Genomic DNA, 24,554 nt, shown 5'->3' with positions numbered 1-24,554 from the left:
TTCTTGCTCACAGCGCGGCGCCATGAGCATCGCCAAACTCGCCGTGATTGGTATGGATTTGAGTACCATAGAACCAATGATCGGGGGTGTCAACGCATCTCGGCGGCCGGTTCGGAGGCGTTGTCAAAGGCGTTGTCGGCGGCGTCGTGGCGGGCGAGGTGGGTGAGGCCGAGGAGGGCGACATCGATGGCCGCGACATGCCCCGCACCCGCTTCGAAGGGCCGGCCGCCGATGACGTTGTCCGCGACCGAGCAGACGGAACCACCGCGCCGGCCGAACAGCGCGGCGAGCGTGACGACCGCCGCGGACTCGCGGTCCCCGTTGAGCACGCCGGCCCTGGCCCAGCTCTCCAGGATGTCGGTGTGCCAGGGCTGGAAGTAGCCGCCCACGCCCGGCCGCCCCACCCCGCAGAAGTCGGAGTCGCTGGACCTGGTCACCCCCAGATGGTGCGGACAGCCCAGTTCTTCCGCGGCCCGGGCCATCGCCGGCACGATCTCGTGGTGCGCGACGGCGGGATACGAGGCCGGGACATACGCGCGCGTCATACCCTCGTCCCGTACGACGCCGGTCGAGACGACCAGGTCACCCGGCCGCACCCGGGGATGCACGCCACCGGAACCACCTACCCGGATGAAGGTGTCGGCCGTGGTGAACTCCAGCAGCTCATGCATGATCAGCTCCGCCTCGGGCGAGCCGCTGCCGCCCGACACGACCGTCACCGAGACCCCGTCGTAGCGCCCGGAGTACGTGGTGAACATGCCCGAGCGGCCGATCCGCTCCGGGTCGTCGAGCCGCCGGGCGATCTGCTCGGCCGGGTCCTCGTCATAGGCGCACAGCGGGTCGCGCACGGTGAGCAGCACGTAGCGTGCCACCCGGTCGGGGTCGAGGCCGGACAGGGCGGGTCGGCCGTCGACCAGGAGCCCGCGCCTGGGCAGACTGTCCGCGAAGCGGTAGGTGTCGTAGATCCGGGTCGGGTTCCAGTGGGAGTCGGTCATCGGCGCTCCTGGGAGGGGCTCTGGGAGAAGGGGGCGGAGGTAGGGGGCGGAGGTAGCGGGCGGACGTAGGGGGCGGAGGTAGCGGGTCGGCGGTTTCGGGGTCGGTGGGGCTACTGGGTCGGCCATGCCGAGGTCGGCGGCTTCGGGGTCGGCGGTTACTCGGTCGGCCATGCCCAGGTCAGCGGTTTCGGGGTCGTCGATTCCAGTGCCGGGACGACGGCGGCACGGTCTGGGGGCCGGGCGGGTCCGGGCGGAATCCGGCGCTAGGTGGCCGCCGTGGGCACTTCCATGGCGCCTCTTCGGACCTCCGCGCGGGTCGGCTCTCCGACTGCGGGGGCGCCGTACTCCCCGATGACCAGGGCGGCGGCGCTCGCCGCGAGCCGGGCGGCGGCCACGGCGTCGCCGCTCGCGGCGAAGGCGGCGAGGAAGGCGCCCGAGTAGGCGTTGCCACCACCGGTGGGGTCGACCACCCGCCCCGGAGCCACGCCGACCCGTACGCGCTCGCCCTCGTGGTGGACCAGGGAACCGGCCGGTCCGCAGCGCAGTACGACCGTGAGTCCTGTGCGTCTGAGCAGGTCAAGCGCGTCGAGCGGATCGGCGCGACCGGTGAGGGCGGCGGCTTCGGCGACGTTGAGGGACAGTACGTCGATCAGTGCGGCCAGTTCCAGCACCCGGGGCAGCTGCCGCGGCGCGCAGGCGTCGGCGGCGATCTCCCACAGCACGGGACCCGCGCAGCGGGCGCGCAGATCCGGCACCTCGCGCCAGAAGCGCACACCCGTGCCCGGCACATCCACACCATGGAAGAGATACGCTCCGGCCGGCCGTTTCGGCTCGACCGGCATCCGGCTGGGATAGGGGGTGTGGGCGGCGAAGTGCGCGTCCCCGAACCGGGAGTCCTCCACCCGCTCCCCGTCGGGGCGGTAGCGGACCCGGGTGACCGGACTGTGCTCCCCCACCTCGAAGAGCCCGCCGGGATCGATCTCCCGCTCGCGGAACCAGCCGGTCAGCCGCTTTCGGTCGGCGGCGCCCGCACCCGAGACGATCAGTGTGCGCCAGGCCGACGCGACCAGGCTCGCTCCGACGGCGGCGTACGCGCCCGCCCCGCCGACGGTCCGCGCCTGGAGGCGGCCGTCCGGGGTGTACACCTCGTCGGTCACCACATGCGAGAACACCGCGACAGGGTCCTGGCGTTCGGGGCCTTCGAGGCCCTCGGGGATGGGGGACATGGCGGCTTCCTCCCGTGGCGACGACAGCAGCCGTTGATTCTTCTTGTTGTCATGCCTACCATACCTTTCACGGCTTTACCCTCACCTCGTCACGGGCCTTCCTCGGTCACCGGTCCCGACGCCACCGTGCCCCGATACAACCCGCTCCGGTGTGACCCACGCTCCGACGTCCCCTGTGCTCCGATGCCACCGTGCGCCCCGAGCACCCACCACCGCTACAGACAGGCACGTATGAAGAATGTGCTGATCGACACCGACCCCGGCATGGACGACGCCCTCGCGATCGCCCTCGCCCTCCGGTCGCGCGCGCTGCGCACCCTCGCGGTGACCGCGGCGACCGGCAACCTGCCATCGGACCGGACCGCCGCGAACGCGATGCGTGTGCTGGACCTGCTCGGCCGTGAGGACATTCCGGTCGGCCAGGGCCCACTGCTGCCACTGGACGGCGACTATCCCGTCGACCCCTTCTCGCACGGCAGTGACGGGCTGGCCGAGTCCCACTTCCCCGCCTCGACCCGGGCACTGGACCCCCGGTCGGCCCCGCGGCTCATCGTGGAGACGGTCGACGCGCACGCCGGTGACATCTCCATCGCCGCCCTCGCCCCGCTGACCAACCTCGCCCTCGCTCTGGAGATCGACCCGCGGCTGCCGGAGAAGGTGACCGAGCTGGTCGTCATCGGCGGGGCCTACGGGCTGACCCCGTACGCCTGGTCCCAGGCCACCGGGGACAACGCGGTCAGTGAGTGGAACGTCTTCGTCGATCCCGAGGCTGCCCACCGGGTCTTCAACGCCGGTTTCCACCTCACGGCGGTCGGCCTCGACATCGCCACCCACCCCCGGATCAACTTCCGCCCGGGCGATCTGGAGCGGCTGCGGGCGGCGCACACCCCGGAGGCGGCCCTCGCCGTCCGGATCGTGGAGTACGTACAGGGCCGCGGCTATCAGTCGTACTGCTCGCTGATCGACAGTGTCGCGGTGGCCGCGCTGATCGACCCCACGCTGGTGACGTCCGTCGAGCTGCGCTGCGATGTCGAGCGGCGTGGTGAGCTGACCCGTGGCATGACGGTCGTGGAGCGCCGGGCCCACCACGGGCGGACCGACCTGCCCGTCATCCGGGCGGTGTCCGAGCTGGACTTCGACCGCTTCCTCGACCTCGTGACCGGAGTGCTCAGTGACGACCGCACCTGACAGCGATGCCCCCGACACCTTTGACACAGCTGGCATATCCACAGACCTTCCGGCACCGCTCGCCGAGCTGCACCTGCATCTGGAAGGCACGCTGGAGCCCGCGGTCATCTTCGAGCTGGCCCGGCGCAACGGGATCGCGCTGCCCTACGCCGGGGTGGACGATCTGGCGGGCCGGTATCGGTTCACCGACCTCCAGTCCTTTCTCGACCTCTACTTCGCCAACATGAGCACCTTGGTGACTCAGGCGGATTTCGAGGAGATGACCTGGCGGTATCTGCTGCGGGCCCATGCGGCCGGGGTGCGGCACGCCGAGGTGTTCGTGGATCCGCAGGCGCACTCCGTCCGCGCGATCACCGCGGAGACCGTACTGCGGGGTGTGCACACGGCGATGACACGGGCGGCCACGGAACTCGATGTGACCGGCGGCATCATCGTCTGCGTGTTGCGTGACCGGCCGGCCGCCGAAGCCATGGACATGCTGGAGGCGAGCCTGGCCACCGGTGTACCGCTGCTGGGGCTCGGCCTCAGTTCAGCCGAGGCCGGCCATCCGCCCGCCGACTTCCAGGAGGTCTTCGCGGCGGCCGGGCAGGCAGGTCTGCGGCGGGTCGCCCACGCGGGCGAGGAGGGGCCGCCCGACTACATCCGGCAGGCCCTGGACCTGCTCGGCGCGGAGCGCATCGACCATGGGGTGCGCTGTCTGGAGGACCCCGCGCTGGTCGCCCGGCTGGCGGCCGAGCGGATCCCGCTCACGGTCTGTCCTCTGTCCAATGTCCGCCTGCGTGTGGTGGACCAGCTCGCCGACCACCCGCTGCGGCGCATGCTCGACGCGGGCCTGGCCGTCTGTGTCAACTCCGACGACCCCGCCTACTTCGGCGGCTACCTCGACGACAATCTGCGCGCATGTGTGGACGCCCTCGGTCTCACCCCGGCCGAGCTGGACCTCCTCGCCGCCAACTCCATCGGCGCGTCCTTCGCCCCTGAGTCCCGTAAACGCGAACTGCTCGACCGCCTGACCGCCGCCCGCACCCTCTAGAAAGCGGGCCCTTTCGGCTGGTGCGGGCCCGGTGAGCGCGTGTGCCCGTCGGCGCTCAGGCCCAGTCCGGCGCAGGTCAGGTCCACCAGGCGCTGGACGGCGGCGGGGTCGGGTGCGGAGCCCGCCGCCGCCAGGGCGTGGAGGCAGTAGTTGGCGAGTTCGCCCGGGGGCGCGTCACTGTGGAGTGCCCCGGCGGCACCGGCTCGGGTGAGCAGGTCCGCGAAGAGTGCGGTGAGCTGCTGCTGGGCGCGCGCGATGGGCTCGCCGCGGTGGACCAGTGCCGCGATGACCGCCGACCGTCTGGTCGTCATCGGCCGTGCCCGGCTGATCGCCGAGACCAGCGTCGAGGACTTCCTCGCCGACGGCGACGGGAGCTTTGTCCAGGTCCGCACACCGCACAGTGCCGCACTGGCCGCCGGGCTGCGCGACCGCGGCGCCACGGTGACCGAGGCGGGCCCGGTGCCTGCGGGGTCAGGGTCGCGGACGAGTGCCTGCCGGGTCCGGGTCGCCGACGACTCCCTGCGGGGTCCAGGTCTCCGACGACTGCCTACGGGGTCCCGGGCGCCGACGACGGGCGGCGCGGCCGCGTCTCCGACCAGGAATCACACCCCTCAGTCGAGGTGGAAGACCTCCTCCGCCTCGGCCCACCACTCCCCCTCGGTCGCGCTGTCCAGTGGCTGCTGGCACGGGTCGGTCAATGCCCACCATTCGCGGCTGACCGGGTCGGCGGCGATCCGCGCGGTGTCGGCGGCGTAGTCGGTGCCGGTGTATTCGAGGTAGCTGAACAGCAGGCCGTCCCGCAGGAAGATGGAGTAGTTGCCGATGTTGGCCCGCTTGAGAGCGGCGAGCACGCCAGGCCACGCGGCGGCGTGCAAGGCGCGGTACTCCTGCTCTTTCTCGGGCCGGAGCCGGATCACGGCGGCGAAGCGCTGCATGCCGCTCAGCCCTCCTTCCGCAGCCGCAGCCGCAGTTTGTCCATGCCGCCGTCCACGACCGGTGCGATGCCTGTCGTGGAGCCGACGGCGGGGAAGGCCGGACAGCCGACGGCCGCGACGATTTCTCCGGCACCGGCCAGTCCGCGGATGCCCCGCACCACGGGGTCGGCCGCCATCGCCCGGGTCGGCGGGAGCACCGCGCCCACGGCCACCCCGCCCCCCAGGACCCCGGGAAGTGTGCCGGGCGTCAGTCCGCCGACGACGGGGCGCGGGTCGCGCCATGCTCCGTCGGCCCCGGACACCAGACCGCGTCCCGCTCCCGCCGTTCCGTGCCGTGCCAGTCTCATGAGGTCTCCCATCGAGGTCTCTCCCAACTGGTGTGCTCCCGAGCGGACACGCGCCCAGGACTTAGGGCTGCGCCCAGGACATAGGGGTGCGCCCGGGAGACAGAATCGCGCTCGGACATCCCGCCGCGCCAGCGGCGGACCGGATCGCAGGCCCGGACGGGCGCCACGTCGGCCGCCCGTCCGGACGCCACCGCAGGCCGTCCACCGCAGGCCGTCCACCGAGGAAGGATCTGCTTCATCCGGCACGCAGGACCCTAAGGATCAGATCACTCGTATGCAATAGCTCGCACAAGATGCCCCTTTTGGCGCGCTACGCCAGCGTTATACAACTGGATTCAACGAGTTTCCACCTCACTCTTCTCAACGCGTAACACCGATGCCATAGTTGCCCCCACCGATGAACCTGATTAATCCGAGCACGTTTCAGGGGGATGACGCAGTGGGAGCTTCAGCGCAGGTGTCCGGCGAGGGGAATGATGATGCGTCAGGCCGCTACCGGCCCGGTTACGAACTGGTCGCCGAGCAGCTGCTCAACTACATCGCCGAGCAGAACCTGCGGTCCGGGGACCGGCTGCCCACGGAACAGGGGCTGGCCCAGATCCTCGGCGCCTCCCGCAATGTCACCCGCGAGGCGGTGAAGGTCCTGGCCGCCATCGGCCGGCTCAGTGTGCGGCGCGGAGCGGGTATCTTCGTCGCCGACTCGGCCGGCGGGCTGGTGGACGACCCGCTCTCGCACTTCCGGCCGACGAGCATGGAAGACGTCCTGATGCTCCTGGACTACCGGACGGTGATCGAGTCGGAGACGGCCCGCCGTGCCGCCTCGCTCGCGACGCCGATCGAGGTCCGGGCCATCCGGGAGTGTGCCGAGACCTCACTCGCGGCGGCCAGAGCCAGCGATGGCTACGGCTTCGCCGAGGCCGACGCGGCGTTCCACGACGCCGTGGGTGCCGCCTCGCACAATGTGTTTCTGAGGTCGAGCGTCGCCGGAGTACGGCGCCTGGCCTCACAGTCCGATGTCCTGCTGTTCCACGGTGACGCACCCGGGTCACTGGAAGTGGCGGCGGAACAGCACCTCGCCATAGCCGAGGCGGTCGCCGCGGGGGAGACCGATCTCGCGGCGGAGCTGATGGTGGCGCACATAGCCACCACACAGAGTCAGTTCGAGCGAAAGATCCGCGACCGGCTGTTCAACCTGGACGGCCGGGCCCCCACCGGCACACCGGTGCAGCCATCGAGAAGGACCGGTGCCGCGGAGGAACCGCGGTCACCCGAGACGTCCGCCTCGTAGCACCGCACCACACCCCCCGGCTCGTGGCGGGCGCCCCGCCCTCACGAGCCACCCACGCCGGAGAATCCCGGAGGACGACCGGGGCTCCCCTCATATCACCTCATTCAGGCTGATTGGATGTCCGTGTCTGCACCGTCTGCTCGTGAACGAATACTCGTGCCGCTGCGAAGAGTTCTGGTAGCGGCCCTGTCCCTGGCCGCCGCGGCGGCTCCGCTGGCCGCCACGCCCGCCCTGGCGGCCACGCCCAAGGGCCTGAACGTCTATGTCTCACCGACCGGCAAGGACTCCGGCACCGGCACCGCCGCACAGCCCTTCAAGACGCTGGAACACGCGCGGGACTATGTCCGCAAGGCCAAGAAGAAGGTCAGCGGCGATGTCCATGTGCTGCTGATGTCCGGCACGTACCAGCTGAGCAGCACCTTCAGCCTCACCGCCGAGGACTCGGGCGAGGACGGCTCCCGGGTCATCTACGAAGCGGCCCCCGGCGCCAGCCCCGTCATCAGCGGCGGCAAGCAGATCACCGGCTGGACCCCGGCCGACTCGACGGGCACGGTCTACAAGGCCGACGTGGGCGACCTCGACACCCGTCAGCTGTACGTGGACGGCGAGCTTCAGACCCGGGCGCGGAGCGAACAGAACCCGTCGGGCTTCAGCAAGACGGCCACCGGCTACACCTTCACCGACAGCAGCATCAGCGACTACGCGCGCCCCGAGGACCTGGAGGTCGTCAGCAGCTGGGGCTGGAAGCTCCAGCGCTGCGGGGTGGAGTCGATCTCCGGCAACGCGATGACGATGGAACAGCCCTGCTGGGACAACGCCCACCTCCAGCAGGGCCAGGAGATCCAGAACCCCACCTGGCTGGAGAGCGCCCGCGAGCTGCTGGACACCCCGGGTGAGTGGTACCTGGACGAGGGCTCGGGCGAGATCTACTACATGCCCGAGGAGGGCCAGAACCTCGCGGAGGCGACCGTCACGGTGCCGGTCGTGCAGGATCTGGTCAACCTGGACGGCACCCGGGCCAAGCCCGTCACCGATGTGTCCTTCGAGGGCATCACCTTCTCCTACTCCACCTGGCTCGCCCCCAGCTCGCCCGACGGTCTCATCGAGGGCCAGGCCGGCTTCCGGATGGTCGGTGAGGACAACCCCACCTTCGACTCCACCCGCCTGAACTGGCAGAAGACACCCGGAGCCGTCAATGTGAGCTACGGCCATGACATCGGCTTCGAGGGCAACACCTTCACCCACCTCGGCGCGGTCGGCCTGAACCTGAACACCGGCACCCAGGGCACCGACATCACGGGCAACGTCTTCCAGCAGATCGCCGCCACCGGCATCCAGATCGGCGGCGTCGAGGCCATCGACGCCCACCCCGACGATCCTCGGGACATCACCAAGGACACCATGGTGGACAACAACGTTGTCACCAAGGTCGCCGACCAGTACAACGGCTCGGTGGGCATCCTGGCCGGTTACACCGACAACACGGTGATCACCCACAACAAGGTGTACGACCTGCCCTACACCGGTATCTCGGTGGGCTGGGGCTGGGGCCTGACCGACGCGGGCGGCAACTCCGCCTACCCGAACAACGCCGGTATTCCGGTCTGGGACACCCCGACCACCAGCCAGGACACCGTTGTCACGGACAACGAGATCAGCGACATCATGAAGTCGCAGGCCGACGGCGGCGCGATCTACACCCTCAGCAACAACCCGGGCGGCACCGTCTCCGGCAACTACATCCACGGCGTCCCGGCGCACGCGTACGGCGCCGTCTACCACGACGAGGGCAGCAGCGGCTGGGAGAACACCGGCAACGCCATGTGTGACATCTCCTTCCAGTGGCTGCTCATGAACCACGCGGAGGGGAACACCGCCACCGCCAACTACACCAGCAATCCCGCCTTCAGCGTCCAGTACCTCAGCTCCAACAACAACGTGTCGGGCAACACCACCGTCGGCTCCTGCGCCCAGCTGCCGGCCTCGATCGTGAACAACGCCGGCCTCCAGCCGGCCTACCGTCACCTCGACCCGGCCCCGCCCGCCACCGACACCAAGGCGCCCACCGCACCCGGCGGCCTGGCCGCGACCACCGACTTCCCGACGGTGGCGGACCTCAGCTGGACGGCGTCCAGCGACAAGACGGGCGTGACGGGCTACTCCGTCTACCGCGACGGCAAGCTCTTCAGCGCCACCGGCGGGACCTCGGTGCGGCTCTCCGGCCTCACCGCCGGCCAGACCTACACCTTCACGATCACCGCCCGTGACGCGGCCGGCAATGAGTCCGCCAAGAGCAAGAAGCTCAAGGTCACCATGCCGTCCGGCAGCGACCTGGCACTCGACCAGCCGGTGACCGCGTCCTCGGACTCGGAGCAGAACCTCCCCGAGAAGGCGGTGGACGGTGACCTGTCCACCCGCTGGGCCCAGGGCCTCGGCCTGCCCGACCCGTCCTGGATCCAGGTCGATCTCGGCGCCCAGTACGACGTGAACGGCGCGATCACCACCTTCGAGAAGAGCAGCGGCTACAAGTACCGCATCGAGGTGTCCGCGGACGAGATCACCTGGAAGACGCTGGAGGACCACACCGCCGCGAACACCACGGCGATGACCAACTACACCCACACCGACGAGCCGGTCACCGGCCGCTTCGTCCGGCTGACGATCACCGGCACCAGCGGCAACGGCGGAAGCGTCTTCGACTTCCAGGTGTACGGCCAGGCCGCGGCCCCCGGTGCCGACCAGAGCGCCCCCTCCACCCCGGCGAAGCCCGACGTCAAGCCGCTGCTGCCCAGCCTGGTCGAGCTGAGCTGGCCGGCCGCGACCGACAACACCGCGGTGACCGGCTACGCCGTGTACCAGGACGGCGAGCGGATCGCCCTCACCACCGCCACGACCCTGCGGGTCTCCGGCCTGACCCCTGACACGGAGTACTCCTTCGTGGTGGTGGCCCGGGACGCCGTACTGAACACCTCCGAGCCCAGTGAGGCGGCCGTCATCACCACACCGGCCGACCACAACCTGGCACTCGACCAGCCGGTGACCGCGTCCTCCGACTCGGAGCAGAACCTCCCCGAGAAGGCGGTGGACGGTGACCTGTCCACCCGCTGGGCCCAGGGCCTCGGCCTGCCCGACCCGTCCTGGATCCAGGTCGACCTGGGCAAGGACACCAGCGTCTCCAGCGTGGTGACCACGTTCGAGAAGTCCAGCGGCTACAAGTACCGCCTGGAGTACTCGACCGACGGCACGACCTGGTCGACGCTCGACGACCACACCGCCGAGAACACCACCTCGGCGGCCAACTACTCCTTCACCGACGAGCCCGTCACCGCCCGCTACGTGCGGCTGACCGTCACCGGATCCAGCTACAACGGCGGCAGCATCTACGAGCTCCAGGTGTACGGCGAGTTCTGACCCGAGGTGCCCTTCGGGGCGCCGCGTTCCCCATCGAAAACGAAAGCCACGATGAAGATCACCCATGTCGAAGTTCACCGGATCGATGTTCCGGCGGCCAGCCCTCCCTTCAAGTGGCGGGACGGACTGAGCGGAAGCGCTCCGGTGGGCGACGGCGCGGTCCTGCGCATCGGCACCGACGAGGGAGCCGAAGGGGTGGCCGTGTTCGCCCGGCCGGGAGCCTTCACCACCCTGCGCGAGCTGGTCGATCTGGTCTTCCGCGACGAACTGGTCGGGGCCGACCCGTTCCAGCGGGAGTGGCTGTGGCACCGGGTGTGGGAGCTGGACCGTATCCACGAACTCCCGCTCCCCACCCTGGGCCTCATCGACACCGCCCTGTGGGACCTCGCCGGCCGGTACCACGGCCAGCCGGTGTGGCGCCTGCTCGGCGGCTTCCGGGAGTCGATCCCGGCGTACGCCTCCACCTCGACGTTCTCCAGCATCACGGAGTTCCTGGAGGTGGCTGACCAGTGCCTCGAACTGGGCTACCGCGGTATCAAACTGCACGCCTGGGGTGACGCCCGCCGGGACGCCGAGCTGTGCCTGGCGCTGCGTGAGCACGTAGGCCCGTCGATCCCCCTCATGTACGACGGGTCGGCCGGATTCGACCTGCCCGACGCGATCCGCCTGGGCCGGGCGCTCTCCGAGGCCGACTACCTCTGGTACGAGGAGCCGATGCGCGAGTTCAGCATCTCCGCGTACCGTACGCTGGCGGCGGCCGTGGACGTACCCCTGCTGGTGGCGGAGACCTCCGACGGAGCGCACATGAACTCCGCGGACTTCATCCGGGCCGGTGCCGCCACCTTCGGCGTACGGGCCGGTACCACCCTGCGGGGGGGCATCACCGGAGCCATGCGCACCGCACACCTCGCCGACGCCTACCGTCTGCGGGCCGAGGTGCACGGTTCGGACATCCCGAACCATCACCTGTGCATGGCCATCTCCAACACCACCTACTACGAGTCCCTGGTGACCGCGGCGACCGTCGTCCGTGAGCGCCATGTGGACGCACAGGGCCTGGTGCACGCCCCCACGGGCCCAGGCATCTCCCTCCCGCTCGACTTCGGTTACGGCAGCGAGCTGCTGCCGTACGTCGAGCAGCCGCGCTGACCGGGCGGTGGAGGTCCCTTTCTCCCTCGTCGTTGACGGAGAGCGGGACCTCCACCGCGGCCGGCACCCCCCATCAGGCGTGCTACCTGTCCCCCGCAAGAACCCAGAAAGGCAAGACGATGAGGTCTTCCGGATCTCCGAGGGCCGGCTCTCCGGCAAACGGCTCCTCGACAGTTGACTCCTCGGCGGTCGGCGCTTCGGCGACCGGCTCTCCGACGACCGGCCGGCGCCGCACCGGCGCCGGTCTGCGCACCGCCGCCGCCGCGTTCTCCCTGGCCACGGCGGTCGTACTGACCGGCTGCGCCAGCGCCGACACCACCACCGACTCCCCCTCGACGGCAGCGGCCTTCGAACCGGTCACGCAGAAGGAGGGGTCGCAGATCACCGTCTGGGCGGACTCGACCCGGCTGCCGTCGGTGGAGGCGTACCAGAAGGCCAACCCGGACGTGAAGATGGACATCGTCACGTACGACGGAGGCGCCGACGGGTCCACGTATCTCCAGTCGAAGGTGCAGCTCTTCGACCGGACGGGCAGCGGCTGGCCGGATGTGGTGTTCGGCTCCCCCACCGACGTGACCTGGGCGTCCGAGCCCACGACGGCCGACGCGCAGCCCTTCGCCGCGCCCCTGGACAGCGATCTCGTACCGCAGAGCACGCTGGACGGCTTCGCCAAGGGCTCGCTCACCCCCTGCGAGTTCAACGATCACACCTACTGCCTGCGCAACGACATCGCACAGGTCGTCCTCTGGTACAACAAGGACCTCATGGACAAGTGGGGTTACGACGTCCCCACCACATGGGAGGAGTACGAGGCCCTCGGCAAGCAGGTCGCCGAGGACCACCCCGGCTACCTCGTCGGCTCGGTCGGCGACACCAACTCCCATGAGTCGTACTTCTGGTCCGGCCAGTGCCCGGCGTTCCAGGTGACGGAGCCGGACACCCTGCGCACCGACCTCCAGGACCCGAACTGCACCAACATGGCGGGCCTGCTGGACGGGTTGATCGACGCGGGCGCGGTCACCACCAAGGGATTCTTCAGCCAGGGATTCGCACAGGAGAGTGGCAGCAAGGTCCTGATGGCGTACGGCCCGTCCTGGTACGGGCAGTATCTGTTCAAGACCGCCTTCGAGACCCCGGCGGGGCAGATCGCCGCGGCGTCCCCGCTGAAGTGGGAGGGCCAGACCACGGCCGCGACCGGCAACGTCGGCGGCGGCGTGTGGATGGTGTCCTCGCACAGCGCCAACCTCAAGGCGTCCACGGACCTGGTCACCTGGCTGACCACCTCCGACGAGAACCAGGCGTCCGCGCCCACCTACCCGGCCTACACCCAGGCCGCCGAGGCGTGGCTGGCCAACCCCGCCAACAGTGACTACTTCGCCAATGATGTGAGCGAGCCCTTCAAGGAGGCCGCGAGCGAGGTGTGGACGGGCTGGTCGAACACCCGGTTCTCGGACGCCACCGCCTGGTCCAGCGTCGTCCTGCCGGCCCTGACCGAGGGCAAGAGCCTGACGTCGACCCTGCCTGCCTGGCAGACGGAGATCAGCAACGAGGCGAAGGCCGAGGGATATCAGGTGGTCAACGAATGACCTTGCTGGAGACCGAGCGGGCCGCCGTCTCCCCCCTGCGCCGTGGCACCAAGCCGCGGCGCGGGGGCGCCGGCCCCGCGGGCTATTTCTTCGTCGCCGGTTACGCGATTCTGCTGCTCGCCTTCGGGGTCTTCCCGACGGGCTACTCGTTCTACATGGCGCTCACCAACGACCAGGGCCAGTTCACCGGGCTCAACCAGTTCGTGAAGGTCGCGCAGGACTATCGCTTCGTCCCGGCCTTCACCAACATGCTGCTCTACCTGGTCATGTGGCTGGTCGTCCTGGTCGTCCTGGTCGTGCTCGTCGCGGTGGTGCTGCGCAGCAGGGTGCGGCCGGGTACGTCGGCGCTGTTCCGCTTCCTGTACTACATTCCCGGCGCCCTCGCCGGGGTCGCGAGCGTACTGGTGTGGCTGTTCATGCTGGACCCGGACGTCAGCCCGGTGTCCTGGCTGCTCAACAGCATGGGCATGCACAGTTTCGCGGCCGTGCTCGCACCCGGCAATCTGCCGCTGATCCTGATGCTGATCGCCTTCTGGACCGGCGCCGGCGGCTGGATGGTCGTGATGTACGGGGCGCTCAACAACATCCCCGACGAGGTGCTGGAGGCCGCCCGGATGGACGGCGCCGGGCCCTGGCGCACCGCCTGGCACATCCAGATCCCGATGATCCGGCAGTGGATCGTCTATATGACGATCATGGCGTTCGCGACCGGCACCCAGCTGTTCGTCGAGCCCCAGTTGCTCCAGACGGCCAGTCTCGGCCGGGTGAGCCCCACCTGGTCGCCCAATCAGCTGGCCTATGTCTACGCCTTCCAACAGGGCGACTTCAACGGCGCCGCCGCCATCTCCGTCTACCTGCTGGTGCTGGGACTCGTGGCCGCCGGGCTGCTGGTCGCCCGCTCGAATCTGTTCAAGCTGGATGAGAAATGACGCAATCCACTCTCTCCTCGGCGGCGACGAGCCGGCGTCCTCAGCCCTCCCGGGTCGTCTCCCTCCTCGTCGTGGGCCTGCTGCTGGCCCTGCTGCTGGTGTTCTTCGTCCTGCCGGTGATCTGGCTGCTGCTCGCGCCGTCCAAGACCGCGGCCGAAGTGGTGCGGGACAACCCGCTCTCCTTCGGGTCGTTCCAGCAGATCGGCGCCGCCTGGCAGCACCTGTTCGCGTTCCAGGACGGCGCGATGGTCACCTGGCTGCGCAATTCGGCGATCTACTCGGGAGGTTCACTGATCCTGACCCTTGCCGTCAGCATCCCGGCAGGCTATGCGCTGGCCCTGACGAACTTCCGGGGACGCAAGACGCTGCTGACGATCACCCTGGTGACGATGATCATGCCGCAGGCCACCTTGGTGCTGCCGATCTTCCTGGAACTCAACCAGTTCAATCTGATCGGCTCCGTCTGGTCGGTGATCCTGCCCTTCTCCTTCTATCCGTTCGGCGTGTATCTGGTCTACATCTACTTCGGGAGCAGCCTGCCCAGGGACCTGCTGTCGGCCGCGCGGATCGACGGCTGCAATGAGTGGCAGCTCTTCACCCGCATCGCGCTGCCGCTGGCCAAGCCGGTGATCGGCCTGGTCGCGTTCTTCAGCTTCGTCGGCAACTGGAACAACTTCTTCCTGCCGTATCTCGTCCTGCCGAAGAGCGAGCAGTTCCCCATTCAGGTGGGCCTGAACCAGCTGCTGACCTCCACCCCGTCGTTCAACCCGGTGGCCGGTGCGGGTCTCGACATCACCATCCCGGAACTGGCCCTGGCGATCGTCGTCGCCATCATGCCCGTGCTGGTGCTGTTCCTCTTCTCGCAGCGCACCTTGGTGTCCGGGATGCTCGCGGGCGCGACCAAGGAGTGAGCGCGGTGCGCCCGTCGGGTGGACCCAGGGCCATCGGCTTGGCGGACAGGAACTCGCCCAGTCCTCCATGAGGCACGGTTCAGCCGACGAGAAGGCGGAGGCCCAGCTCAGCCGCGTCAAGGGCGACGAGGTCACGGTTGCGCTCGGCCCACCGGCCCGAGGAGAGGTCGTCGCGCAGCCTCTCCACCGCCCGCTGTTCGGCCCGCGGCCCGACTCTGGTCCACACCGATACCGCCCGGCGCACCTGTTCGTCCAGGTACGCCTCGGGCCGACGCCAGTGGGCCTCGAAGAAGCCGTCGGCACAGTCCCACGGGATGAGCACCGGCTCCAGCCGGGCCCCGATCGCGCCGGCCAGCTGATCCACCGAGGGCCGCCCGGCCACCAGGCCGGCGACCTCGGGCAGATAGTCGCGGGTGAGCCAGAACCGGTGACGCCAGCCGGTGTCACTGGCGTCGTGCGTGAACACCACGACGCGCCGGGCCACTCGCCGCATCTCGCGCAGCCCGGCGATCGGGTCCTGCCAGTGGTGAACGGTGCTGAAGGCCATCGCGGCGTCGAAGGACCGGTCCTCGAACGGCAGGCGCTCCGCGGTGGCGGCCACGCAGGGCGCCGCGCCCTCGGGACGCTGTGCCCGCATGACCGCCGACGGCTCCACCGCGGTCACCTCACGGTCCGGGGGTTCGTAGGAGCCGGTGCCGGCGCCCACGTTCAGTACCGTCCGTGCGTCCCCGAGCGCGGCCCAGACCTGTGCGGCGATCCGCGGCTCGGTGCGTCGCGTCGCCGGGTAGGCGGATCCGATGGACTCGTACAGCTGTGCTCCGAACACCTTCAGTTGTTCCTCCGGTGTCGTCCTGATCCCCATGGCCCGTGCCTCCAGTTCCCTGTCTATGGCCGTCACCATGGCGGCGGCGCGGTCGCGCTGGTCGAGCAGCAGTCCGCGCAGCCGGCGCAGATGCGCGACCGCGTCGGTGGCCGGGTCGTCCACGAGATCCGCGATCTCGCGCAGTCCGAAGCCGAGCCGCCGGTAGCCGAGCACTTCCCGCAGCCGCTCCACGTCGCCCGGCGAGTAGACCCGGTATCCGGCCGAGTTCCGCGCGGACGGCCGCACGAGGCCGATCTCGTCGTAGTGATGCAGCGTGCGGACGCTCACACCGGCCAGCCCGGCCACCCGTCCCACGGTGAGGTGTTTCTCCACACCACCGACAATGCGGCATCACGCCACGTGAGGGTCAAGCGCTTCGCTGCCGAGGTCGCGGGTCGCTCCGCCCCGGAAGGGTCACAGAGCTGTGCGGTCACTGCATGTTGGTGTGACGTGCGTGCATCTGCTCGTGGGTGTCGCCGCGCTCGGCGGCGAGGGTCATGACGACGGCGTCGAGGATGAGCAGGGCTCCCTGCTCGAAGAGGCTGCCGCCGAACTGGCCGGTCTCCGCGCTCGGCACCGGCATGACGAGGTCGGCGAGGGCTGCGAGTGTGCTCGTCGGCCGCGCGGTCATGACCAGTGTGCGTGCCCCCAGTTTCGCCGCCGTACGGGCGAAGTGGACGGAGACGGGTGTCTCGCCGGAGCCGGAGATGACGAGCAGCCCGTCGCCCGCCCGCACGGACGGGGTGGTCGGCTCGCCCAGCACATGGACGTCCAGGCCGAGGTGCATCAGCCGCATGGCCGCCATCGACGCCACCAGACCTGAGCGGCCCTGCCCGGTGACGAACCATCGTCGTCGCGGGGTGAGCAGTTCGGTCACGGCGGTGCCGAAGGAGGTCTCGTCGACGTCGTTGAGGAGGGTCGCCACTTCATGCCGGACGGCCAGCCACGTACGGGCTTCCCGAGTCGGTCGCGGATCCACAGTGGGTCACTCCCCTCGGCCCTCGGCGCCCGCCGGTGCGGGTGCCGCGGCCAAGGCGTGTCCCGGTCCGCGGTCGCCATCGGTGACCCGGGCCGCGTGGCCGTTCAGCGTCGCCTTGTCCAGGACGCCCACTCACAGCACCACGATCGTCTTGAGGTTGCCGGGCAACCTGCCGGTGCCCAGGGCCTTCTCCGTCTCCTCCAGCGGGAACCGGGCGGTGACCAGGCTGTCCAGGTCCACCTGTCCGGACGCGACGAGCTGCGCGGCGAGCGGCCAGGTGTCCGTGTAGCGGAAGACACCGGTGATGATCAGCTCACGGCTCTGGATCACCCCGATGGGCATCGCGATCTCGTCCGCTCCCATGCCCACGAGGACGACGACGCCGCCGCCTCGGACGGCCTCGATGCCGCTGATGACCGCGGGTGTGGCACCGGAGGCGTCGATGAAGGCGTCCACCGCCAGATCGCGCACAGACTCCTGGGCCGGGTCGAGGGTACGGGTGGCGCCGAACCGCTCGGCCAGGGCGCGGCGGTCGGCCACCGGGTCGGAGATGATGACCTCGGCGGCGCCGAACGCCTTGGCCGCCTGGGCGCAGATGACGCCGATCGGCCCGGCACCGGCGATCAGCACCCGGGAGCCGGGCACGACACGGGCCTTGCGGGCGGCCCAGATGCCGACGGACAGCGGTTCGAGCAGGGCGGCGGCCTCGTCGGAGACCGAGTCGGGCACCCGGTGGGCGAAGTCGGCCTGGATGGTCACGTACTCGCAGAACGCGCCGTCGACGGGTGGCGTGGCGTAGAACTCCATGTCGGGGCAGAGGTTGTAGCGGCCCGCCTTGCACTGGCGGCAGACACGGCACGGGCGCTGCGGTTCGATGGCGACCCGTTCGCCGACCCGGGCGGCGTCCACGTCCGCGCCGACGGCGACGATGCGCCCGGAGACCTCGTGACCGAGAATGAGCGGTGCGTCGACGACGAAGTCACCGATGCGCCCTTCCCGGTAGTGGTGGAGGTCGGAGCCGCAGACCCCGACGGCGGCGACCCGGATCAGGACTTCGTCGCGCTCCGGACGGGGCACCTCGCGCTGCTGGAGGGCGATCTCGCCGACTCTGGTGAGGACGCTCGCGCGCATGGTCTCGGGGAGGGCCGATGGTGAGTCGGTCATGGTCGTACTCCTTCGGGCCGGTCGGGTGGGGCGACGGCGGCAGCGGTGGTGATGGAGAACAGGGCCCGGCCGGAGACGATGTAGCGGGCGCCTGCGCGCAGGCAGGCGTCGAGGTTCGTCTCGTCGACCCCTCCGTCGACACCCGCCGGAAGGAGGGGGCCGAGTTGCCGGATCTTCGCCAGCAGGGCCGGATCCGCGGTGTCCGAGGTGCCGGGCTCGATGAGCATGACGAGCACCCCGTCCACGGCCGCGAGGACAGGCCGGATGGCGGCGAGGCCGGTGCGCGGAGCCACGGCGAGCCAGGCTTCGGCTCCGCTGCGGCGGATCCGCTCGGCCACGGCCGCCACGTCGGAGCAGGACTCGAAAGGGAAGGTGACGCGGTCGACCCGCGCGGCACAGATCTCTTCGAGCGGGCCGTCGAGTCGCTCCGTGACGAGGCGGACATCCAGCGGGCCGAGCCCGCGGTCCTTCAGGGTTCGTACGAGGGACAGGTCGACGCCTCGGTGGGTGAGGTCGTCGACGATCACGTCGGCGTGGATCCAGAGCCGCTCCCGGGCCAGGCGCCGCGCGGCGGCCGGCCGGCTCGGCCCCGGGACCGCGTAGATGCTTCCGGCCAGGGCGGCGGTGCCGGCGTGCCGGGCCATCCTCTCGGTGATGGCCGGGTTCAGCGGTCCCGGGTGGCTGTTCACGACGGCCGTCGCGACGCGCCCGTGGGGTCGCCGTCCAGGGCGTCCCAGCCGGCGAGCACCGCGTAGCGTGCGGCGGCCTGCTCGCGCGCCTGGCCCGCGCCGGCGCGTGGCGCGGCGGTGACCCGGGTCGGGGGTGCCCACTGCCGGAGGACCTCCTGGACCGGGCGGCCCGACGCGATGGCCGCGGCCTGCACGCACGCTCCCCGCGCGGAAGCCTCCGGCGCGTCCGCGCTCAGGACCTCGCGGCCGGTCAGGTCGGCCAGCAACTGTGTGTAGGCCGGCGATCGGGCGCCGCCGCCCGTGGCGATCAGGCGACCGCTCGTGTCGACACCCGCCGCGTTGAGATGCTGTTCGCCGGAGACGAGCCCCAGGATCACGCCTTCGAAGGCGGCGCGGGCCAGGTCCTCCCGGGTGGTGCGGGAGGTGAGACCGGCCAGGAGTCCGTGCGCGCCGGGGCGGTTGGGTTTGCGTTCACCGTCGAGGAACGCCGCCAGCACCAGGCCGGAGCCGCCGGACGCGCGGAGCGCCAGTTCCGCGAGTCCGTCGTGATCGACCCCGAGGATCCGGGCGAAGGTGTCGGTGACCCGTGCGGCGTTCAGCGTGGACACCAGGGGCAGATAGCCGCCGGTCATGTCGGCGACCCCGTCGACGATGCCGTTCAGATCGAGGACCGGCGTACGGCTGGTGGTGTAGACGACACCGGACGTGGCGAAGGTGTAGACCACGTCCCCGGGTTCGATCCCCAGACCGAGGGCCGCCGCATGCTGGTCACCCCCGCCCGGCCCCACCAACGTCCCCCCGGACAGGCCGAGTTCACCGGCCGCCCGTGGACACAGTGTCCCCACGGGCAGTGAGTCGTCCACGACCTCGGGCAGCGCCTGGAGCCACTCGCGGCGATCATCGACCTGGGCCAGCAGTTCGGGCAGATAGCGGGATTGCGCCGCGCTGTAGTAGCCGGTGCCCGATGCTTCGGAGCGGTCGGTGACATAGCGTCCGGACAGCTTCCAGGTCAGCCAGTCGTGCGGCAGCAGGATGCGGCGCAGTCGCCGGAAGTTGTCCGGCTCGTTCTCGGCCAGCCAGGCCACCTTGCTGAGTGTGAAGGCGGCGGTGGGCAGTGATCCGACGGCGCGGATCCACTCAGGTGCCCCGATGCGCTGCCTCAGCCGTTCGAGCTGCGGTGCCGAGGTGGTGTCGTTCCACAGCTTCGCCGGCCGGATCACCTCGTCGTTCCCGTCCAGCGCCACGAGGCCGTGGCACTGGGCGTCGACGGAGAGGGCGGCGATGTCCGTCCCGGGAACGCCTGCCCTGCGCCGAGCGGCTTCCAGCGCGGACCTGAGGGCCACCCACCACGAGGCCGGGTCCTGCTCGCTGCTCGGCGGGAAGGCGGGCGCGTGCGGCGCGCTCCCGGAGCCGAGCAGCGAACCGTCGTCCAGGTCCCTGATCTCGACCTTGCACGACTGGGTCGAGCTGTCGACGCCGGCGACAACAGGCATGGAAGTGTGCTCCTTGGTCAGGTGAGTGACGGGTGGTGGTGGGTGACGGGTGATGGTGCGTATCGGGTGGCGGTGGGTGACGGGTGATGGTGCGTATCGGCACGAGTGGCCGGCTCACACCTCGGTCAGTCGTCGATGAAACCGGCCTCCCTGTACATCGACACATGGTCGGCGGCGTTCTCGCTGGTGATGAGGGGCGCGTCGATGTCGCGTTGGACACTCTCCTCGGCCCCGGTGAGCAGGGCGTGCACCGCCTCCATGTTCAGCTTCGCCGGCTCGCTCGCGGACTGGAGCGAGGTCGCCGTCATCTGCCCGTCCTGGATGAGAAGACTGGCTTCCGGAGTTCCGTCCACACCGTACGACTGGATGTTCCGGTACGTGTCACGCCCCGCGACCGCCTCCAGCGCGCCGGCGGCCATGTTGTCGTTCATCGAGACGATGGCGTCGATGCCGGGGTGGGCGAGGACCCAGTCCTCCATGAGGGTGAGTGCCTCGTCCTTGTTCCAGTTGGCGATGTCCTCGGCGACGATGTTCACATCGGGGCGCTGGTCGAAGAACTCGGTCTTCCATGCCTCGCGGCCCGGTCCGTGCTGACGACCTGGCCGTCGCGGAGCACGGTGATGTCGTCGGCGATCTCGAAGACCTCGTCCCTCTTGTGCGAGATGTAGATGACCGCGGCGCCCTCGGCCTTCAGCGTGTTGATCTGCTCGAAGAGACGCGCCACATCGCGCTGGGTGATGGCCGAGGTCGGCTCGTCCATGATGATGAGGTCCGCGTTGTGGTGGACCGCCCGGACGATCTCCAGCATCTGGATGCCCGAGACGGTCAGCGAGGACAGTTTCTGCGAGGGCTTGTACTCAAGGTGCTCGCTGTCGAGGATCTCCCGGGCCTCGCGCTTGATCCGGCGCCGGTCGACCCTGCCCCTCCTGACCGGCAACCGGCCCGGGAAGAAGTTCTCGGCGACGGTGATGTCCGGGACGTGGTGGAGTTCCTGGGCGATCATCGCGATGCCGAGGTCGCGCGCCTCGATCGGGTTCCTGATCCGGGTTTCCCGTCCCTTGACGAAGATCCGGCCCTCGTCGGGCTGGTACAACCCGTCGATGATCTTCATCAGGGTGGACTTTCCGGCGCCGTTCTCAGCGCACAGGGCGTGCACGGTGCCGGGCCGGATCGTGAAGCTGACGTCGTCGAGCGCCTTGACGCCGGGGAATGACTTCGAGATGCCTTCAACCCTCAGGCTGGTGCCGTCCCTGGTCATGCCCCTCGCCCCGCTTCCGCGGTCATGACCCGGCCGCCGTACGTCCGGCAACGCGTGCCCCGCCGCACGTCGCGCATTCTGTGAAGGGGACCTCCATTGGTCCCTCCTCCCATGTGTCAACTCACCTGACGCGTCCCGCGCGCCGGTGATGAACCTGGCTCGGCACGCTGCGCAGACCACGGCTCGCTGCCCATGTGCCAAATGAGGCACCCGTATGGGCGGGCACCTGGCCGTCAGTAGACGCAGTACCTCCAGCGTCCGTCAACGACAACGCCCATATGGGCGGCGATAGCCCGGTAAAGGGGACGCTTTCTACGCAGGGAGGGGTGAGTGCAGCATCGCCCACACATCAAAGGTGCCGCCCATACGGGCGCAGCAGGTACCGTGTGATCCGCGCACCTGCGCTTGATGAGGGAGATCCCATGGGTCCGTCCGAGATGCTTCGAGCGACGACGATCGCACGGCAGTACTTCCTGGAGGGTCGCGCGAAGATCGACATCGCCCGCGAGTTCGGCATCTCGCGCTACAAGGTCGCGCGCATCCTCGACGAGTGTCTCGAAAAGGGCATCGTCCGCATCGAGATCACCACCCCGACCGCGGTGGACGGCGAACTGTCGGAGAAACTGCGCGGCACGTTCGGCCTGCACCATGTGCTCGTCATCAAGACCACCGCGTCCGACGCCACCACACTCCGCCGCGAGCTGGGCACGGCAGCCGCCGCCCTGCTCACCGAGGTCGTGACCGAGGACGACGTCCTCGGCGTCAGCTGGGGCCGGACCCTGCACGCGATGGCCCGCTCACTCACCAGCCTGGCCCCCTGCACGATCGTGCAGATGACCGGCGTCACCGGCACGGTCAGCGCGAACTCGGCCGACCTGGTGCGACGGGTGGCCGCCGTCTCCAACGGCCCCGTCTATCCCATCTACGCGCCCCTCGTGGTGTCGGACGCCTCCACCGCCCAGGCCATCCTCGCCCAGCCCGGCATCGCCGCCGCGGTGTCGCGATTCGGCTCCATCACCAAGGCGGCCGTGGCCATCGGCAGCTGGGACGCCGAAGGATCCCAGCTCTACCCGCTGCTGGAACCCCACACCCTCGCCGCGCTGTCGACCAAGGACGTGGCGGCCGAGGCATGCTCCATCCCCCTCGCCGAGGACGGAACCCCCGTCGACACCGACCTCGCCCGGCGGACCATAGGCATCGACTTCGCCGCGCTCCGGCGCATCCCCGAGGTCATCGCCGTGGCCGGCGGCGAGTCCAAGGCACGAGCCATCCACACCGTCCTCAGCAGCAAGCTGGCCCACTCCCTGGTCGTCGACGACCGCGCGGCCCGCCGGGTGCTGGCCCTGCACTCCCGATAACCCCGAGGCGGCAGCGCGTCGTCGCACTCGCGCACGGAAGCCTTGGACCGGGCGAGACATCAGGCCGGCACTGACCGTGTGCCGGCCCGGTTGGACAGGACCCGCGCCCGGCGGCCGCCTGCCGGGTGCGGCCTCGCCGACCGGCGGGGGTTCGCTCTCGCGGTGCGCCGGGCGGCCGGTGGGTCAGGTGCTGCCGGTGGGGCGGGGCAGCGCGGTGCCGGGCCCGTTGAGCGCGTCTTCGAGGAACCGCTCCACCGGTACGTGGCGAATGGCGGCGTCGAGCACCTGCACGGTGTGCGCGACGGGCATACGGGTGCCCATCCGGGCCAGCGTGGTGGCGACCTGCATCCAGCAGCCGGGGTTCGCGGTGACCATCAGCTGCGCGCCGCTCTTCAGCACGGCGGCGGCCTTGCGCTCGCCGAGTTCGCGGGCCGGTTCCGGTTGCAGCATGTTGTAGGTGCCCGCGCTGCCGCAGCAGAGTTCGGCGTCATCCAGTTCGCGCAGCTCCACCCCGGGGATGCCGCGCAGCAGACTCCTGGGCTGACTGCGGACCCCCTGTGCGTGGGCGAGGTGGCACGCGTCCTGGTAGGCGAGGGTCATCGGCAGGGGGTGCCGCTCGGCCACCGGGCCCAGTTCGGCGAGGAACTCGGTGATGTCACGGGTTCGGCTCGCGAGCGCCTCGGCACGGGCGGCCCAGGCGGGTTCGTCCCGCAACTGGTGCGCGTATTCCTTGATGGTGGAACCGCAGCCGGCCGCGTTGACGACGATGGCGTCCACGTCGGCGCGCTCGAAGGTCTCGATCGTCTTTCTGGCGAAGTCGAGGGCCTGTTCCTCCCGGCCGCCGTGCGCGGACAGCGCGCCGCAGCAGCCCTGCCGCCGGGGCACCACCACGTCGCAGCCCTCGGCGGCCAGGACGCGCACCGTGGCCGCGTTGACGTCGGGGAAGAAGGTGCCCTGCACGCATCCGGCCAGCAGGCCGACCACGGCGCGGCGTTCACCGGCCGCCGGTGTCCGCTCGGGGATCACCGGCGGCTTGGCGAGCCTGGGTGCCAGCGACTCCATCGCCTGGAGCGGGGCGGGCAGCCTGTTCAGCAGTCCTGTGCGGGCGAGCAGTGAGCCGACCCGGCCGGCCTGGTAGGCGCGCAGCGGCCCCCGGAGCACCCGCAGCCGTCGTGGGTACGGGAACAGGCGGAAGATCAGCCCGCGGTACAGCTTGTCCGCCCTGGACCGTTCGTGGCGGCGCTCGATCTGCGGCCGGGTGGCCTCGATGAGCTTTCCGTACTGCACGCCCGAGGGACACGCGGTCACGCAGGCCATGCAGCCCAGACACTGGTCGATGTGACGCACCATCGCGGTGTCGAGCGGCTCTCCCTCCAGCGCCGTCTTCATCTGGTGGATGCGTCCGCGCGGGCTGTCCATCTCCTCGCCCCACAGCACATAGGTCGGGCAGGCGGGCAGGCAGAAGCCGCAGTGGACACAGTCGCCGATGAGGGCGCTGTCCGGGGGGTGGTGGTCGTCGAACGCGGGCGAGACCGCCTGCCGTACGAGTGGCAGTCCGAGCAGCACCGGGGTGCCGACGGTGGCCGCGCCGGTGCCACGGGGCAGGGCCGGATCCGGGTCGGGGCCGGGCCCGTGAGCGGTGCTCGCCGCCGGGGGTGCTTCCTGCCCCTGCCGGGCCTCGGCCGAGTCACCGAGGGAGCCGGACGGCGGGACCGCGTCGCCCTGGTCGCCGCCCTGGTTGGTGTCGGTCATG

The 24,554-nt window shown here is 70.1% G+C and carries 22 protein-coding genes; 9 read left to right on the top strand and 13 right to left on the bottom strand.

The features are described from left to right. Positions 1-89: 89 nt before the first annotated feature. Positions 90-995, bottom strand: a complete 906-nt coding sequence (locus tag ACFRFC_RS27410; protein WP_382689464.1) for a nucleoside phosphorylase — start codon at positions 993-995, stop codon at positions 90-92. Between the two features lie 263 nt (positions 996-1,258). Beyond that, entirely contained in the window at positions 1,259-2,221 is a 963-nt protein-coding gene (locus ACFRFC_RS27405; protein ID WP_382689466.1) for a carbohydrate kinase family protein, read from the bottom strand. Positions 2,222-2,452: 231 nt separating this feature from the next. Here ACFRFC_RS27405 and ACFRFC_RS27400 point away from each other — a divergent pair, with 231 nt between their 5' ends. Both ACFRFC_RS27400 and ACFRFC_RS27395 read left to right on the top strand, forming a co-directional pair. Next, positions 2,453-3,409, top strand: a complete 957-nt coding sequence (locus ACFRFC_RS27400; protein ID WP_382689468.1) for a nucleoside hydrolase — start codon at positions 2,453-2,455, stop codon at positions 3,407-3,409. A gap of 34 nt (positions 3,410-3,443) precedes the next feature. After that, on the top strand, positions 3,444-4,442 hold the full coding sequence (locus ACFRFC_RS27395) for an adenosine deaminase (RefSeq protein WP_382689582.1): 999 nt from the start codon (positions 3,444-3,446) through the stop codon (positions 4,440-4,442). On the opposite strand, the gene ACFRFC_RS27390 is transcribed toward ACFRFC_RS27395, so the two are convergent. From ACFRFC_RS27390 to ACFRFC_RS27380, 3 genes are all read right to left on the bottom strand, one after another. Next, on the bottom strand, positions 4,439-4,834 hold the full coding sequence (locus tag ACFRFC_RS27390) for a hypothetical protein (RefSeq protein ID WP_382689470.1): 396 nt from the start codon (positions 4,832-4,834) through the stop codon (positions 4,439-4,441). The two genes, ACFRFC_RS27395 and ACFRFC_RS27390, sit on opposite strands and share 4 nt — an antisense overlap. A 219-nt stretch (positions 4,835-5,053) precedes the next feature. Beyond that, entirely contained in the window at positions 5,054-5,377 is a 324-nt protein-coding gene (locus ACFRFC_RS27385; RefSeq protein WP_382689472.1) for an L-rhamnose mutarotase, read from the bottom strand. A 5-nt stretch (positions 5,378-5,382) separates the two neighbouring features. Next, on the bottom strand, positions 5,383-5,724 hold the full coding sequence (locus ACFRFC_RS27380; RefSeq protein WP_382689473.1) for a hypothetical protein: 342 nt from the start codon (positions 5,722-5,724) through the stop codon (positions 5,383-5,385). Positions 5,725-6,163: 439 nt separating this feature from the next. On the opposite strand from ACFRFC_RS27380, the gene ACFRFC_RS27375 reads away from it, so the two are divergent. From ACFRFC_RS27375 to ACFRFC_RS27350, 6 genes are all read left to right on the top strand, one after another. Continuing rightward, positions 6,164-7,012 carry a FadR/GntR family transcriptional regulator gene (locus tag ACFRFC_RS27375; RefSeq protein WP_382689475.1) on the top strand — a complete coding sequence of 283 codons (849 nt, stop codon included), beginning with the start codon at positions 6,164-6,166 and terminating at the stop codon, positions 7,010-7,012. Between the two features lie 117 nt (positions 7,013-7,129). Next, a complete protein-coding gene (locus ACFRFC_RS27370) occupies positions 7,130-10,423 on the top strand; it encodes a discoidin domain-containing protein (protein ID WP_382689477.1) in 3,294 nt (1,097 codons plus the stop codon). 51 nt (positions 10,424-10,474) lie between these two features. Further along, a complete protein-coding gene (locus tag ACFRFC_RS27365; protein WP_382689479.1) occupies positions 10,475-11,572 on the top strand; it encodes an enolase C-terminal domain-like protein in 1,098 nt (365 codons plus the stop codon). Positions 11,573-11,691: 119 nt separating this feature from the next. Then, the gene (locus tag ACFRFC_RS27360; protein ID WP_382689481.1) at positions 11,692-13,158 is read left to right on the top strand and encodes an ABC transporter substrate-binding protein; all 1,467 of its coding nucleotides are present in this window, start codon (positions 11,692-11,694) and stop codon (positions 13,156-13,158) included. Next, the gene (locus ACFRFC_RS27355) at positions 13,155-14,087 is read left to right on the top strand and encodes a carbohydrate ABC transporter permease (RefSeq protein ID WP_382689483.1); all 933 of its coding nucleotides are present in this window, start codon (positions 13,155-13,157) and stop codon (positions 14,085-14,087) included. The genes ACFRFC_RS27360 and ACFRFC_RS27355 overlap by 4 nt, the downstream gene beginning before the upstream one ends. Then, positions 14,084-14,998 carry a carbohydrate ABC transporter permease gene (locus ACFRFC_RS27350; protein ID WP_382689485.1) on the top strand — a complete coding sequence of 305 codons (915 nt, stop codon included), beginning with the start codon at positions 14,084-14,086 and terminating at the stop codon, positions 14,996-14,998. Before ACFRFC_RS27355 ends, ACFRFC_RS27350 begins: the two co-directional genes overlap by 4 nt. Positions 14,999-15,077: 79 nt before the next feature. Here ACFRFC_RS27350 and ACFRFC_RS27345 read toward each other — a convergent pair whose 3' ends face one another. From ACFRFC_RS27345 to ACFRFC_RS27315, 7 genes are all read right to left on the bottom strand, one after another. Further along, positions 15,078-16,193, bottom strand: coding sequence for a MerR family transcriptional regulator (locus ACFRFC_RS27345; RefSeq protein WP_382689487.1), 1,116 nt, complete (start codon positions 16,191-16,193; stop codon positions 15,078-15,080). A gap of 97 nt (positions 16,194-16,290) precedes the next feature. Continuing rightward, positions 16,291-16,839, bottom strand: coding sequence for a 6-phospho-3-hexuloisomerase (gene hxlB, locus ACFRFC_RS27340; protein ID WP_382689489.1), 549 nt, complete (start codon positions 16,837-16,839; stop codon positions 16,291-16,293). Positions 16,840-16,971: 132 nt separating this feature from the next. Beyond that, positions 16,972-18,003: an NAD(P)-dependent alcohol dehydrogenase gene (locus ACFRFC_RS27335; protein ID WP_382689491.1), complete on the bottom strand. Its 1,032-nt coding sequence runs from the start codon at positions 18,001-18,003 to the stop codon at positions 16,972-16,974. Continuing rightward, positions 18,000-18,647, bottom strand: coding sequence for a hypothetical protein (locus ACFRFC_RS27330; protein WP_382689493.1), 648 nt, complete (start codon positions 18,645-18,647; stop codon positions 18,000-18,002). The genes ACFRFC_RS27335 and ACFRFC_RS27330 overlap by 4 nt, the downstream gene beginning before the upstream one ends. 41 nt (positions 18,648-18,688) lie before the next feature. After that, positions 18,689-20,185, bottom strand: coding sequence for a xylulokinase (gene xylB / locus ACFRFC_RS27325; protein WP_382689495.1), 1,497 nt, complete (start codon positions 20,183-20,185; stop codon positions 18,689-18,691). Positions 20,186-20,310: 125 nt separating this feature from the next. Continuing rightward, complete coding sequence (locus tag ACFRFC_RS27320; protein ID WP_382689497.1) at positions 20,311-20,721, bottom strand: sugar ABC transporter substrate-binding protein; 411 nt, start codon at positions 20,719-20,721, stop codon at positions 20,311-20,313. Further along, on the bottom strand, positions 20,718-21,443 hold the full coding sequence (locus ACFRFC_RS27315; RefSeq protein WP_382689499.1) for an ATP-binding cassette domain-containing protein: 726 nt from the start codon (positions 21,441-21,443) through the stop codon (positions 20,718-20,720). The genes ACFRFC_RS27320 and ACFRFC_RS27315 overlap by 4 nt, the downstream gene beginning before the upstream one ends. A gap of 422 nt (positions 21,444-21,865) precedes the next feature. Here ACFRFC_RS27315 and ACFRFC_RS27310 point away from each other — a divergent pair, with 422 nt between their 5' ends. After that, entirely contained in the window at positions 21,866-22,801 is a 936-nt protein-coding gene (locus tag ACFRFC_RS27310; protein ID WP_382689501.1) for a sugar-binding transcriptional regulator, read from the top strand. Between the two features lie 183 nt (positions 22,802-22,984). On the opposite strand, the gene ACFRFC_RS27305 is transcribed toward ACFRFC_RS27310, so the two are convergent. Then, complete coding sequence (locus ACFRFC_RS27305; RefSeq protein WP_382689503.1) at positions 22,985-24,553, bottom strand: (Fe-S)-binding protein; 1,569 nt, start codon at positions 24,551-24,553, stop codon at positions 22,985-22,987. Position 24,554 lies beyond the last annotated feature (1 nt).

The sequence above is a fragment of the Streptomyces sp. NPDC056734 genome, assembly GCF_042790455.1.
Taxonomy (GTDB): Bacteria; Actinomycetota; Actinomycetes; order Streptomycetales; family Streptomycetaceae; genus Streptomyces.
Note: the sequence above shows the minus strand (reverse complement) of the source record. Positions and strands in the feature narration are given on the sequence as shown.

Coding starts and splice junctions, on each gene's coding strand:
- ACFRFC_RS27330 (WP_382689493.1), bottom strand. CDS start 18,647: ATGGCCCGGCACGCCGGCACCGCCGCCCTGGCCGGAAGCATCTACGCG.
- ACFRFC_RS27400 (WP_382689468.1), top strand. CDS start 2,453: ATGAAGAATGTGCTGATCGACACCGACCCCGGCATGGACGACGCCCTC.
- ACFRFC_RS27360 (WP_382689481.1), top strand. CDS start 11,692: ATGAGGTCTTCCGGATCTCCGAGGGCCGGCTCTCCGGCAAACGGCTCC.
- xylB (WP_382689495.1), bottom strand. CDS start 20,185: ATGCCTGTTGTCGCCGGCGTCGACAGCTCGACCCAGTCGTGCAAGGTC.
- ACFRFC_RS27355 (WP_382689483.1), top strand. CDS start 13,155: ATGACCTTGCTGGAGACCGAGCGGGCCGCCGTCTCCCCCCTGCGCCGT.
- ACFRFC_RS27410 (WP_382689464.1), bottom strand. CDS start 995: ATGACCGACTCCCACTGGAACCCGACCCGGATCTACGACACCTACCGC.
- ACFRFC_RS27380 (WP_382689473.1), bottom strand. CDS start 5,724: ATGAGACTGGCACGGCACGGAACGGCGGGAGCGGGACGCGGTCTGGTG.
- ACFRFC_RS27305 (WP_382689503.1), bottom strand. CDS start 24,553: ATGACCGACACCAACCAGGGCGGCGACCAGGGCGACGCGGTCCCGCCG.
- ACFRFC_RS27310 (WP_382689501.1), top strand. CDS start 21,866: ATGGGTCCGTCCGAGATGCTTCGAGCGACGACGATCGCACGGCAGTAC.
- ACFRFC_RS27315 (WP_382689499.1), bottom strand. CDS start 21,443: ATGACCAGGGACGGCACCAGCCTGAGGGTTGAAGGCATCTCGAAGTCA.
- ACFRFC_RS27385 (WP_382689472.1), bottom strand. CDS start 5,377: ATGCAGCGCTTCGCCGCCGTGATCCGGCTCCGGCCCGAGAAAGAGCAG.
- ACFRFC_RS27370 (WP_382689477.1), top strand. CDS start 7,130: ATGTCCGTGTCTGCACCGTCTGCTCGTGAACGAATACTCGTGCCGCTG.
- ACFRFC_RS27405 (WP_382689466.1), bottom strand. CDS start 2,221: ATGTCCCCCATCCCCGAGGGCCTCGAAGGCCCCGAACGCCAGGACCCT.
- ACFRFC_RS27335 (WP_382689491.1), bottom strand. CDS start 18,003: ATGACCGACTCACCATCGGCCCTCCCCGAGACCATGCGCGCGAGCGTC.
- ACFRFC_RS27365 (WP_382689479.1), top strand. CDS start 10,475: ATGAAGATCACCCATGTCGAAGTTCACCGGATCGATGTTCCGGCGGCC.
- ACFRFC_RS27350 (WP_382689485.1), top strand. CDS start 14,084: ATGACGCAATCCACTCTCTCCTCGGCGGCGACGAGCCGGCGTCCTCAG.